Source organism: Cronobacter condimenti 1330 (genome assembly GCF_001277255.1).
Lineage (GTDB): Bacteria > Pseudomonadota > Gammaproteobacteria > Enterobacterales > Enterobacteriaceae > Cronobacter > Cronobacter condimenti.
In genome coordinates this window covers 1,474,227-1,486,519 of record NZ_CP012264.1, presented here as the reverse complement: position 1 = coordinate 1,486,519, position 12,293 = coordinate 1,474,227, and the positions used below count along the sequence as shown (strand labels likewise).

At 58.0% G+C, this 12,293-nt stretch carries 11 protein-coding genes; 4 read left to right on the top strand and 7 right to left on the bottom strand.

Annotated features, from left to right (window positions below; all coding sequences use genetic code 11):
- Nucleotides 1-51: 51 nt before the first annotated feature.
- Nucleotides 52-783: an arginine ABC transporter substrate-binding protein ArtJ gene (gene artJ, locus AFK62_RS06800; RefSeq protein ID WP_007664580.1), complete on the top strand. Its 732-nt coding sequence runs from the start codon at nt 52-54 to the stop codon at nt 781-783.
- Between the two features lie 37 nt (nt 784-820).
- Here artJ and AFK62_RS06795 read toward each other — a convergent pair whose 3' ends face one another.
- On the bottom strand, nt 821-1,672 hold the full coding sequence (locus tag AFK62_RS06795) for a helix-turn-helix transcriptional regulator (RefSeq protein WP_007664578.1): 852 nt from the start codon (nt 1,670-1,672) through the stop codon (nt 821-823).
- 191 nt (nt 1,673-1,863) lie between these two features.
- Between AFK62_RS06795 and AFK62_RS06790 the strand changes: the two genes are divergently transcribed.
- From AFK62_RS06790 to AFK62_RS06780, 3 genes are read left to right on the top strand one after another with little or no spacing between them, the layout of a single operon-like run.
- Complete coding sequence (locus AFK62_RS06790; RefSeq protein WP_053531799.1) at nt 1,864-3,708, top strand: DUF2264 domain-containing protein; 1,845 nt, start codon at nt 1,864-1,866, stop codon at nt 3,706-3,708.
- A gap of 18 nt (nt 3,709-3,726) precedes the next feature.
- Nucleotides 3,727-4,986, top strand: coding sequence for an oligosaccharide MFS transporter (locus AFK62_RS06785; RefSeq protein WP_007664575.1), 1,260 nt, complete (start codon nt 3,727-3,729; stop codon nt 4,984-4,986).
- 28 nt (nt 4,987-5,014) lie between these two features.
- Nucleotides 5,015-6,202: a glycoside hydrolase family protein gene (locus AFK62_RS06780; protein WP_007664574.1), complete on the top strand. Its 1,188-nt coding sequence runs from the start codon at nt 5,015-5,017 to the stop codon at nt 6,200-6,202.
- Nucleotides 6,203-6,262: 60 nt separating this feature from the next.
- Here AFK62_RS06780 and rlmC read toward each other — a convergent pair whose 3' ends face one another.
- The 6 genes from rlmC to potF form a co-directional block, all read right to left on the bottom strand.
- Nucleotides 6,263-7,390, bottom strand: coding sequence for a 23S rRNA (uracil(747)-C(5))-methyltransferase RlmC (gene rlmC, locus AFK62_RS06775; RefSeq protein ID WP_007664573.1), 1,128 nt, complete (start codon nt 7,388-7,390; stop codon nt 6,263-6,265).
- Nucleotides 7,391-7,442: 52 nt separating this feature from the next.
- Nucleotides 7,443-7,916, bottom strand: coding sequence for a YbjO family protein (locus AFK62_RS06770; RefSeq protein WP_007664572.1), 474 nt, complete (start codon nt 7,914-7,916; stop codon nt 7,443-7,445).
- Between the two features lie 74 nt (nt 7,917-7,990).
- Nucleotides 7,991-8,836 (bottom strand): putrescine ABC transporter permease PotI, encoded by an 846-nt coding sequence (potI, locus tag AFK62_RS06765; protein ID WP_053531798.1) that lies wholly within the window; start codon nt 8,834-8,836, stop codon nt 7,991-7,993.
- Complete coding sequence (gene potH, locus AFK62_RS06760) at nt 8,833-9,789, bottom strand: putrescine ABC transporter permease PotH (RefSeq protein ID WP_007664569.1); 957 nt, start codon at nt 9,787-9,789, stop codon at nt 8,833-8,835. Before potH ends, potI begins: the two co-directional genes overlap by 4 nt.
- An 11-nt stretch (nt 9,790-9,800) precedes the next feature.
- Nucleotides 9,801-10,934, bottom strand: coding sequence for a putrescine ABC transporter ATP-binding subunit PotG (gene potG, locus AFK62_RS06755; protein WP_007664567.1), 1,134 nt, complete (start codon nt 10,932-10,934; stop codon nt 9,801-9,803).
- A 139-nt stretch (nt 10,935-11,073) separates the two neighbouring features.
- Nucleotides 11,074-12,186 (bottom strand): spermidine/putrescine ABC transporter substrate-binding protein PotF, encoded by a 1,113-nt coding sequence (gene potF, locus AFK62_RS06750; RefSeq protein WP_007664566.1) that lies wholly within the window; start codon nt 12,184-12,186, stop codon nt 11,074-11,076.
- Between the last annotated feature and the right edge of the window lie 107 nt (nt 12,187-12,293).

The following is a 12,293-nucleotide window of genomic DNA, read 5'->3' as shown; positions in this document are numbered from 1 at the left end:
CGCCGGGTAAACGGTGACATAAAACAAGATTGACAGACGGGAGCTTCACGCATGAAAAAAATCATTCTGGCCGCTATGCTTGCCGGCGTCGCATTCCACGCCGCCGCTGCAGAGAAAATCAGCTTCGGATCGTCGGCCACTTACCCGCCGTTTGAATCGCTCGACGCGAACAATCAGATCGTCGGTTTCGATATCGATCTTGCGAAAGCGTTATGCAAACAAATGCAGGCGGAATGCACCTTCACCAACCATGCCTTTGACAGCCTCATCCCGGCGCTGAAGTTTAAAAAATATGACGCGGTCATCTCCGGCATGGACATCACACCTGAGCGCCAGAAACAGGTCGCTTTCACCACGCCTTACTACGCCAACTCTGCCGTCGTGATTGCCAAAAAAGGCGCGTTTAAATCCTTCGATGATCTGAAAGGCAAACGCATCGGCATGGAAAATGGCACCACACATCAGAAATACCTTCAGGATAAACACCCGGAAGTGAAAACCGTGGCGTATGACAGCTACCAGAACGCGATAATCGACCTGAAAAATGGCCGGCTTGACGGCGTGTTCGGTGACACCGCCGTGGTCAACGAGTGGCTGAAGAATAACCCGCAGCTGGGCACAGCGACCGAAAAAGTCACCGACCCGCAATACTTCGGTACCGGTCTTGGCATCGCGGTGCGCCCGGACAACGTTGCGCTGCTGAAAAAGCTTAACGACGCGCTCGCGGCCATCAAAGCTGACGGTACATACCAGAAAATCAGCGATCAGTGGTTCCCGCAGTAACCGTCACGTCTTCCTGTTAAGGCCCGCCATGCGGGCCTTAATTTTTTCGCGATTTCCGATACTGCAACGGCGTTTCGCCAAGCCGCTTGCGAAAGCTGCTGATGAAATACGTCGTGTCGGAAAACCCCGTCATCCGTGCTATCTCCGCGACGCTGTGCGCCTGGTGGCGTAACAGTTCGCAGGCTTTGCGCAGGCGAAACGTCGTCAGGTAGTCGTGAATATGCTCCCCCGTCTCCTGCTGGAAACGGCGCGAAAGATAACTGCGCGAGCGATTAAGCTGCCCGGCAAGCGCCTCCAGGCTGAATTTCTGCGCGTAGTTTTCCTCTACCCAGAACATCACCTGCGTCGAGAGTGCATTGCTGGCGCGCGGGGGCGGCGCAGGCGTTTGCGGCAGCAGGCTTAACAGGTGAATAAGAAAGCTCGCCACCTCTTCATGCTCACTGCGGCCCTTCGCAAGCCGCGGCGCGTAAAGCGTAAAAAGATGGTCGAGATGCGCGTGGATCTCGGCAAAATCCATCACCGTTGCGCGCGCGCCGCGCTGGCAGAGCGCCTCCAGCCGTGCCTGACGCTGCGCGAACGGCGCAAGCAGCCGCAGCGCCGCGTGATTATCGAGATGAATAACCGTGCGCCGGTAGCGCTCGCGCGCGCTCTCTTCCACCATCACCTTATGCAACGTCATCGGCGGGAAAATAAAGAGCCGTCCCGGCCGCATGGTGTACTGCTGGTTATCCACCATCACCACGCCATAACCTTCTTCCACATACAGCAGCTCCAGGCATTGATGCCAGTGATGATAGCGAATCGAATTGGCGTACAGGCGGCTGAACGACACGATGTCGTCATCAAGGGAGATAAGCTCCAGCAGCGATTTTTCGCAGGCGGTATCCACAGGGCAACGGATTTCAATTTTTGATGAGGTGACTGGAGTTATAAACCATAGTTTTAAATTTTCTCAAACAGTGTCTTAGCCAATGCGCCACCCTGTGACGCAGCTAACATTTAGCCTTCGCCCGGCTTACCTATGCTTGCACCCATCACGCAGGAGCGTAGTGCGATGCAAGCACATTAATGAGGTGAATAATGCCAGGCGAGAACAACACAAATAACCCGCTCTCTTCCCGAAGCGAAGTCGTGGCGCTGCTGATGCGGCTGTTGCGTGGGCTGGATAAGCCTTTTGTCGCAGGCGATACCGGCATTACGCTCGGCGCGACCTGCGCGCATTACGGGCCAGATATTGCTCGTATGGAAGGATTATCACGCGCGCTGTGGGGCCTGTTTCCACTGATGGCAGGCGGCGATGAGCCGCCGGAGCTTGAGAAGTACCTCACGGCAATTCGTCACGGCACTGACCCGCATCACCCGGGCTACTGGGGCGAAACCGGCCCTTACGATCAGCGGCTGGTCGAGATGGCGGCCTATGGCCTCGGGCTTGCGCTACTGCAGGATAAACTCACCGCCCGGTTTAGCGAGCAGGAACGCGACAACCTCTACCGCTGGCTGCTGCAAATCGGCGATGCCGAGATGCCAGACAGCAACTGGAACTACTTTGCGATTCTGGTGGAGCTGGGCTTTAAGCGCGCCGGTCTGCCGTGGCGTCGCGAGGTGCTGGAGGCGCGCTTCGCCCGTATGGAGGCGTATTACCTGGGCGACGGCTGGTACTCCGACGGCCCTGGCCGCCCGAAGGATTACTACATTTCGATGGCGTTTCACTTCTACGGGCTGGTCTACGCCACGCTAATGGCACAGGACGATCCTGAACGCGCTCACACGCTTCGCGAACGCGCGCGCCAGTTCGCCGCCGATTTTATCTGGTTTTCCGCCGCCGACGGCGCGTCGGTTCCCTTTGGCCGCAGTCTGACTTACCGCTTCGCGATGGTGGCGTTCTGGAGCGCCGTCGCGTTTTCCGGGCTTGAGGTCGCTTCGCCGGGCGTGGTGAAAGGCATTGTGCTGCGCCACCTGCGCTGGTGGATGGAACAGCCGATCCTCGATCGTGACGATATTCTTACACTTGGCTACGCCTGCCCGAATCTCGCGCTGTGCGAAGATTACAACTCGCCCGGCTCACCGTACTGGGCACTAAAAGTGTTTCTGGTACTGGCGTTGCCGCAGGAGCACCCTTTCTGGCAGGCCGAGGAGGCGCCGTTGCCGGTAAAAGAGGGCCACCATGCCGTACCTCACGCCTCGCAACTCCTCGCGCATTCGGAAGGCTCGCGCCACGCCTGGCTGCTCACCGCAGGCCAGCTGGAGTTGAATAACTATGTCAATACCGAGGCCAAATACACCAAATTCGCCTACTCCAGCCACTTCGGGTTCACCATTGAGCGGGGCCGCTATGGCATTAAACATGCCGCCTGCGATTCGATGCTGCTGCTTTGCGAGCACGACGGCTACTACCGCGGCCGCCGCGAGTGCGAGGACGTCGTAACGGCCGACGACCATATTTTTTCACGCTGGTCCCCGTGGCCCGACGTACACATTGCCACCTGGCTTATTCCTCATGGCGCCTGGCACATCCGCGTGCATCAGATCCGCAGTGCCCGCGAACTGCACAGCGTGGAAGGCGGGTTCGCCACGCGCTGGCAGCCGCAGACCACGCGAATAGCCGCCGCCGGTCCCGGCTGTGACATAGAGGCCTTATACGGCACAAGCATGATTGTCGATCTCATGCCCGACACTGCACGCGCGCCAGACCACGTCATTACGCCGCCCAACAGCAGCGTGATGTTTGCCGAATGCGCCGCCATCCCCTGCCTCACGGGCGCCATCGCCCCGGGCGACACCTGGCTGTGCTGCGCGGCTGCGGGCGTTATCGGCGCACCAGACGCGCTGCCGCCCGCGCCAACGCTTTCGATTGACGCCGATGGCCTGCGACTGCACGCGCCAGACGGCGAGGTTTACCTCTACCCGCTCTACAACAATAAATAACGCCCCTGAGAGGACTGTATGAAAAACATCACTGCTGCGAATAAAGCGGAATACGTGAAGATCAGTAGTTTTATCTTTCTCTATTTCTTTACCTGGTCTGCCAGCATCGGTCTGCTGGCTATCTGGCTCGGTCAGAAGACGCATCTGAGCGGTTCGGTCATCGGCACGGTCTTTGCCGTTAACGGGATCTTCTCGGTCGTGCTGAAACCCGTCTACGGCTACATCCTTGATAAAATCGGCATGAGCAAGCACCTGCTCTATTTTGTCGTCGGCATGTCCGCGCTGATGGCACCGTTTTTTATCTATGTTTATCAGCCGCTGCTGGTCTCCAGTACGCTGGTCGGCATTATCGTCGGTGCGATTTATTTAAGCTTCGCCTGGTATGCAGGGGTTGCCGCCTGCGAATCCTATACCGACCGCTACAGCCGCCTGAACGGCATGGAGTTTGGCCAAATCCGCATGTGGGGCTCGCTCGGCTGGGCCGTCGCGTCGTCATTTTCCGGCCTGCTGTTTAATCTGTCGCCCGCCTATAACTTCATTCTTGGCAGCGTCGCGTCGCTCATCATGCTGGGCGTGTTGCTGAGCCTGAAAGTGAACACCGCCACCGCGCACGCAAGCGAGGTGATAGCTAAACAAAAAATCGCCATGAGCGATGTCTATGAGCTGCTGCGCAGCCGTAAGTTCTGGGCATTCTGCCTGTATGTCGCAGGTGTCGCGTGGATGATGTTTATCGCTGAGCAGCAGTTTTCGCGCTATTTCGTTACGTTCTTTGATGATGTCCAGGAGGGCAACGCCGTCTTTGGCTATCTCGGCACCGTGCAGTCGGGCATGGAGTTCGTGATGTATATGGTGATCCCGGTGTTCGTCAATTACGTGGGAGCCAAAAAAGGCCTGCTGATTGTGGGCCTGGTGGTGGGCGCGCGGCTGATTATCTCCGGGATGTGTGATTCGCACTTGCTTATCTCGGTACTGAAACCGCTCTACGGTCTGGAGATCTGCCTGCTGCTGGTGTCCGTGTTTAAATATATCGCCGAGCATTTCGACAAACGCGTGAACGCCACGATGTATCTGCTGGGTTATCAGGCGATGCTCTACGTTGGCAACGTCGTCATTTCTTCGCCGGCAGGCTATCTCTATGACCGCATCGGTTTTGAACAGACCTACATCCTGATGGGCGCGACCGCCCTCACCTTTACGCTGATTTCCGCCTTTACCCTTTCCGCCTGTCAGAGCAAGCGCGCAGGCACTGCTCACGCCGCGGCGGCGGTGAAACACTAACTTTCAGGCGACTGTTTAAGGAGTTGTTATGTTGCAATCTATCGCCAGCGAACCGTTTAACTTACCGCCTGCGACGCCCGATCTGGCCGCGCTTCGCGAGATGCTGGGACAAACCCGTGAGGCCGTCCTGGCGCGCCTGCGCCAGAATCTGGCCACCTTTGGCGACCAATTCCCGGCGGAAACCTGCATGAAGGGATATTACCCGTTAACGGAGAATGTCGAGTGGACAACAAGTTTCTGGACCGGGCAGCTGTGGCTTGCCTGGGAGCTTTCCGGCGATGAGGCGTTTCGCGAGGCGGCGCAGCGTCAGGTTCGTTCGTTTGGCCTGCGCATCGCCGGGCGCCATGACACCAATACGCACGATCTCGGTTTTCTCTATACGCTTTCGTGCGTGGCCGACTGGCGGCTGAACGCCAGCCGCGAGGCGCGCGGTTTCGCGCTGCTTGCCGCCGAGGCGTTGCTTGAGCGCTACCACCCGAAGGCACAGATCATTCAGGCCTGGGGCAATCTGGATGACCCGGAGCAGGCCGGACGGATGATTATCGACTGTAATATGAACCTGCCGCTGCTGTGGTGGGCGAGCGAGCAGACCGGCGACGGGCGTTTCGCCGCGGCGGCGCAGGCGCATGTCAATCAGGCGGCGCGGTATCTGGTGCGCCCGGACGCCTCGTCGTGGCACACCTATTATATGAACCCGGTGACGGGCGAACCGCGCTACGGCAATACGCAACAGGGTTACGCCGATGATTCATGCTGGTCACGCGGGCAGGCCTGGGGAATTTACGGCTTTCTGCTTAGCTATCGCTATACGGGCGACACGCAAATGGTGGGACTGTCGAAGAAGCTCGCGAGTTATTTCTTAAACCGCCTGCCGGAAGACGGCGTGTGTCACTGGGATCTGGCGCTACAGGGTACCGACGCGCTGCGTGATTCCTCTGCCGCCGCGATAACCGTGTGTGGGCTGCTGGAACTGATTAAGCACCTGCCTGCGACCGACCCGGATCGCGCCGCGTGCGAGCAGTGGGCATTAACGATATTCGCCTCGCTGACACGCGATTATCTGGCAAAACCGACCGATGACACTAACGGCCTGCTGAAGCATTCGGTTTACCATCTGGCGAGCAACAAGGGCGTGGACGAATGTTGCAGCTGGGGCGACTATTTCTATATGGAAGCGCTGACGCGGTTGTCCCGGAGCTGGAAGCTGTACTGGTAAGGAACGGTGCGCGTGGCGCTGGCGTGGCGAGTGAACGTCGTTTACCCGCCACGCCGGGATTTACCGCCGCACCAGCAGCGTTAAGACTTCATAATGCGCGGTATGCGGGAACATATCGAACAACTGCACTCGGGCGATACAGTAACCCGGCAGACGCGCAATATCTTTTGCCATCGTCTGCGCGTTACAGCTGGAATAAATGATGTAGCCTGGCGCCATATGGCTCAGATAATCGCACAGCGCCTCCCCAATGCCGCGACGCGGTGGGTTGACGAGCACCAGATCCGGCACGGCCTGCTGACCGGTGGCAAAATCGGTCGAATCCAGCGCCTGAAAATGCACGTCGCGCAGGCCCAGTTGTGCTGCCGAGGCGCTGGCGCTGGCTATCGCTTCCGGCGCAATTTCTATACCGGTCAGCGTCATGTCGGGCGTCGCGCAGTGCAGCCCGAATCCTCCGACGCCGCAAAACAGATCCCACATATGGTTTACCGGCAATGCGCGCACCCAGTCACGGGCAGCAGCATAGAGCGCGCTCGCCACCGTCGGGTTAGTCTGGAAAAAACTCTGCGGGCGGATCCACAGCGGCACGCCGTTGAAGTTTTCGGCGAGCGCCCGTTGCTGTGTCAGCCAGATCTCTTCTTCACCTTCCATAATCGCCATATGCACCGGCTGAATATTGGCCGTGACGACGCTAAGCTGCGGCAGTTGCGCGAGCAGCGCTGGTAGTGCGGCACGTAACTGCTCAAGCTTCGTCGTCGAACGCAACACAAACCGCAGCATCAGTCCGCCGTCGAGCGTGCTTTCGGTCAGCAGCAGATATTTCAGCTCGCCGCGCTTGCGGGCGACGTTATACGGCGTCAGGCCCGCGCGGGCGATAAACGGCTTCAGCGCGGCGAAGACCGCGTAAAACGACGCCGGATAGAGCGGGCATCCCGTCAAATCCACCGGCGTGCCGTCGCGATGCAGCATGCCGAGTAGCGGTTTTTCTACACTCCCGCTCACGACCATTTTGGCTTTATTGCGAAACCCCTGCTCCGGCCCGCTGACCGGCTCGTCCCACTCGCCCACGGGGAACGCCTCTAACAGCTGGCGCAGTTCGGACATTTTGGCGGCAAGTTGAGTGTCGAGGGGCTGTTCAATCCACTGACAGGAGCGGCAACGCCCGGCGTCAAAGAGTGCGCAGTGCATAGCTAAAAACCTTAAGAAAAACGCGGACCGGCGATTCTATCACGCCGAAGGATTACTGTAGCTGGAAAAAACGTCGGCTACGGGCGGGAATAAACAGCAACCCGAGCACCAGCAGATCGGGCAGTTTTTGCATCACGAGCGAATGGAAAATCTCGCGGCGCGAGCCGCCAGCGATGCTAAAGAGCTCCGGGTAGCCCCAGCCGAGCGACGCCGCCCAGAGATAGCTCGTTGCAATAATTTGGGTGAGCAGAAAAACCCAGCGCCCCCAGGCGCGGCCTTTCAGGATGACGAATGCGCAGCGAAACTCGACACACAGCAGCACCAGGCTTGCGAAGAAAATCAGCGTCAGGCTCCAGGTCTGCACGCTGCGGTGGATAAAATCCATCACGCCGCGCACGCCCAGCAGGTTGAACAGCATCAGCAAATCCAGACAGCGCGTGGAAATAATGGCTATCGCCGCCACCTGTACCAGCGTAGGAGCGTTCATTCGGGCGTGTGATTGTCGCGCTTTGCTGAAAATGTCCAAATCTCGCCTTCCCTGTGAAGCAGCGCCGCGTCATACGCGGCGCTGGGAGCACATGATTGCAGATTTTAGGCGCTTCAGCTATGCCTTGCACGCTGGATATCGCGCAGTCGCTGCTTTTCTGCCCTGGCCATAAAAAACCAGGCGATAAGGCCGATGACGCCGACCACCGCAAGGATAATCGACGCCAGCGCGTTGATCTCAGGATTGACCCCCATACGCACGCTGGAGAAGACCAGCATCGGCAGCGTCGTCGCACCCGGCCCCGAGACAAAGCTTGCGATAACCAGGTCGTCAAGTGAGAGCGTAAAGGCGAGCAGCCAGCCCGAGACAACCGCAGGCATGATCATCGGCAGTGTAATGACGAAGAACACTTTCAGCGGCGCGGCACCGAGATCCATCGCGGCTTCTTCAATGGACCGGTCCAGTTCGCGCAGGCGTGAGCTGATGACCACCGACACATAGGCAGTACAGAAGGTCACGTGCGCAAGCCAGATGGTCAACATCCCGCGATCCGATGGCCAGCCTATCGCATGACCCAGCGCCACGAACAGCAGCAGCAGAGACAGCCCGGTGATGACATCCGGCATCACCAGCGGTGCCGTCAGCATAAACGCAAAGCCGTTCGAGCCGCGAAAACGCCCGAACCGCACCATCACGACTGCCGCAATCGTACCCAGCACGACCGCCATCGTCGCCGCGCAGGCGGCAATCGTCAGGCTCAGCACGACCGCATTTATCATTGCCGAATCGCGAAACAGCTCGCCGTACCAGCGCGTCGACCAGCCTGCCCACACCGTGACCAGTTTCGAGCTGTTAAACGAATACACCACCAGCATCAGCATTGGCGCATACAGAAACGCAAAGCCGATGACCAGAATCAGAATGCGCCACGGGGAGCGCACCACGGGCAGATTGTTCATGCATGGTCTCCCATCGTTTTGTTCTGGTATTTGTGGAACCACATAATCGGCACGATAAGCACCACCAGCATGGTGATTGCGACCGCAGAGGCCACCGGCCAGTCGCGGTTATTAAAGAATTCCTGCCAGAGCACGCGGCCAATCATGATGCTGTCCGGCCCGCCGAGCAGTTCCGGGATAACAAACTCCCCCACCGCCGGGATAAACACCAGCATCGAGCCCGCGATAATCCCGCCTTTGGTAAGCGGCACAATAATGCTGAAAAAGGTCTTCAGCGGACGTGCGCCGAGATCCAGCGACGCTTCCACCAGCGAATAGTCGATGCGGGTCAGCGCGGTATAAATGGGCAGCACCATAAACGGCAGGTAGGCGTACACAATCCCGATATAGACCGCGAGATTGGTGTGCAGAATGGCCAGCGGCTGATCGATAACGCCGAGCCACAGCAGCACGTTATTCAGCACGCCGTTCTCTTTGAGGATCCCCATCCAGGCGTAAACACGGATAAGAAACGATGTCCACGACGGCAGGATAACCAGCAACAGCAGGATATTGCGCGTCGATGATTTGCTGTGCGCCACCGCCCAGGCAAGCGGGTAGCCGAGCAGCAGGCAGAGCAGCGTTGAGATCGCAGCCACCTGCAACGACTGCAAATACGCTTCGAAATAGAGCGGATCGTCGGTTAGTTGCAGGAAGTTGGCGATGTTCAGCGTCACCGACAGCTGATCGTCTGCCCAGCTCACCAGATCGGTATACGGCGGAATGGCGCGCGCCATCTCAGCCAGACTGATTTTGAAGACGATCAGGAACGGCAGCATAAACAGCAGCATCAGCCACAGATACGGCAGTGCTATCACAAGCTTACGGCCATGCGCCATTTGCAGACGCGCAAGCCACAGCCGGAACCCGCCAGGGGCGGACGGCGGCTCGCTTTGACGTTCTATAGAACTCATCTGTCGCCTCCTTACACCGTCAGCACAACGCAGCTATCCGCGTCCCAGCACAGGCGCACTTCATCGCCCCAGGTCGGCGCGCCTTTACGGTAGCGATGCGCGTTCTGCAACTGGGCGCTTATCATCTGCCCGCTGTGCAGCCGCACGTGATAAATAGAGAGATCGCCGAGATAGGCAATATGCACCACTTCGCCTACGCCGAAATTAAAGCCATCCGCGGGCGGTTCGTCGCAGAGCATGACTTTTTCCGGGCGCAGCGCTACGTGAACCGGTACCCCGTCCACGACCGACGCGTCCGGGTCGACTTTCAGCGGATGCACCAGCCCCGGCGCGTCGATGATAAGCCCATCTTCGCGACGCTCGCGCAACAGGCCGTCAAACACGTTCACCGAGCCGATAAACTCAGCGCTGTAGCGCGTGGTCGGATGCTCGTAAATCTCTTCCGGCTCGCCAATCTGAACAAATTTGCCGCGGTTCATGATGGCGATACGGCCCGCCATTGTCATCGCCTCTTCCTGATCGTGCGTGACCATTACGCAGGTGGCGCCAACGCGCTCGAGAATATCCACCACTTCAAGCTGCATACGGTCGCGCAGCTTTTTATCAAGCGCCCCCATAGGCTCATCAAGCAACAGCAGTTTCGGGCGCTTGGCGAGGCTGCGTGCCAGCGCCACGCGCTGACGCTGGCCGCCGGAAAGCTGGTGCGGCTTACGTTTGGCGAACTCCTGCATATGCACAAGCCCCAGCATCTCTTCGACGCGGCTTGCGATTTCCGCTTTCGGCAATTTGTCCTGTTTCAGGCCAAAGGCGATATTCTGCTCGACCGTCATATGCGGGAAGAGCGCGTAGGACTGGAACATCATATTGATTGGGCGCTGATAAGGCGGCACGTGGGAGAGATCCACACCATCCAGGACAATTTGCCCGGTGGTCGGCTGTTCAAAGCCCGCCAGCATGCGCAGCAGCGTCGATTTTCCGCACCCGGAGGCACCGAGCAGCGCGAAAATTTCGCCTTTGTAGATAGTCAGACTGACATCGTCCACGGCGTGCTGGCCGTCGAAGGATTTAGTCAGGTTACGGATTTCCAGCAGCGGGGTCAGCGCCTTGCGGGGTTTCGCCTGTGGGCGGGGAATAGCGTCATTCACTACATTGCTCTCCGGCAAAAAGCAAAAGTACCTGTGCGGCCCGGTTGCCGCACAAAGGGCAGGACAGAGGCGCTTGACCTCTGTCCTGTTCTGGGGCAACTGCACCGCCCCGATGCAGACCGTTTACGGTGAAGCGGCCTTATTTACCGCTTTTCACTTTGGTCCAGGCGCGGGTACGGATGCGATCCAGCTTCGGCTCCTGCACCTTCAGGGTGAAGAGCTTGGCCATGACGTCTGCTGGCGGATAAATGCCTGGGTTATCGCGCACTTCCTGGCTCACCAGCGGCGTGGAGGCTTTGTTACCGCTCGCGTAATAGACGTGATCGCTGATATGCGCCATGACGTCCGGACGCATCAGGTAGTTGAGGAACTGATACGCTTCGTCTTTGTTTTTGGCGTCTGCCGGCATGGCGAAGACATCAAAGAATGCGAGCGCGCCCTCTTTGGGAATGGTGTAAGAGATGTTGACGCCATTTTTCGCTTCTTTCGCGCGATTCGCCGCCTGCCACACGTCGCCCGCCCAGCCAATCGCAACACAGATGTCGCCGTTCGCCAGATCGTTAATGTATTGCGAAGAGTGGAAGTAGCGAATGTTCGGGCGCAGCTTCAGCAGCAGATCGGTCGCCGCCACGCTGTAGTCGTCCGCTTTACTGCTGTTGGGATCTTTGCCGAGGTAGTTCAGCACCGTCGCGAAGATCTCTTCTGGCGCATCCAGGAACGAAACGCCGCAGCTTTTAAGTTTTTCGAGGTTTTCCGGCTTCAGCACCAGATCCCAGCTGTTGAGCGGGGCGTCTTTGCCGAGCGCGGCTTTAACTTTGTCCACGTTATAGCCGATGCCTGTCGTTGCCCACAGGTAAGGCATGGCGTATTGGTTATCCGGGTCGTGTTTTGCGACAAGCTTAAGGATTTCCGGATCGAGGTTTTTCCAGTTCGGTAGTTTGCTCTTGTCGAGCGGCTGGAAAACGCCTGCGGTGAGCTGACGCTCAAGGAAGCTTGCAGACGGCACGACAAGGTCAAACCCGGTGCTGCCCGCCATCAGTTTGCCTTCCAGCACCTCATTGGAATCAAACACGTCATAGACGACTTTAATGCCGGTCTCTTTGGTGAAATTCTCAATCGTGTCGGGGGCAATATAATCTGACCAGTTATACACATGCAGCGTTTTCTGTTCAGCCGCTAAGGTCGTCGCGGAAACGGCCATCAACGCACCGGCAACCACACCCGATAACCATTTTTTACTTTGGGTGGACATATCTGTTTTCCTTCTGAATAAAGGGTAAAAGTTCGCGTCGGCGCGAACTAAATTTACGCAATTAAACATATGCAAGATTCATGCATAGATGGTCATTCTGCACAGAA

Excerpts from the sequence above, each read along its gene's own strand:
- artJ (WP_007664580.1), top strand. The coding sequence starts at position 52 with ATGAAAAAAATCATTCTGGCCGCTATGCTTGCCGGCGTCGCATTCCAC.
- AFK62_RS06790 (WP_053531799.1), top strand. The coding sequence starts at position 1,864 with ATGCCAGGCGAGAACAACACAAATAACCCGCTCTCTTCCCGAAGCGAA.
- AFK62_RS06785 (WP_007664575.1), top strand. The coding sequence starts at position 3,727 with ATGAAAAACATCACTGCTGCGAATAAAGCGGAATACGTGAAGATCAGT.
- AFK62_RS06780 (WP_007664574.1), top strand. The coding sequence starts at position 5,015 with ATGTTGCAATCTATCGCCAGCGAACCGTTTAACTTACCGCCTGCGACG.
- rlmC (WP_007664573.1), bottom strand. The coding sequence starts at position 7,390 with ATGCACTGCGCACTCTTTGACGCCGGGCGTTGCCGCTCCTGTCAGTGG.
- potI (WP_053531798.1), bottom strand. The coding sequence starts at position 8,836 with ATGAACAATCTGCCCGTGGTGCGCTCCCCGTGGCGCATTCTGATTCTG.
- potH (WP_007664569.1), bottom strand. The coding sequence starts at position 9,789 with ATGAGTTCTATAGAACGTCAAAGCGAGCCGCCGTCCGCCCCTGGCGGG.
- potF (WP_007664566.1), bottom strand. The coding sequence starts at position 12,186 with ATGTCCACCCAAAGTAAAAAATGGTTATCGGGTGTGGTTGCCGGTGCG.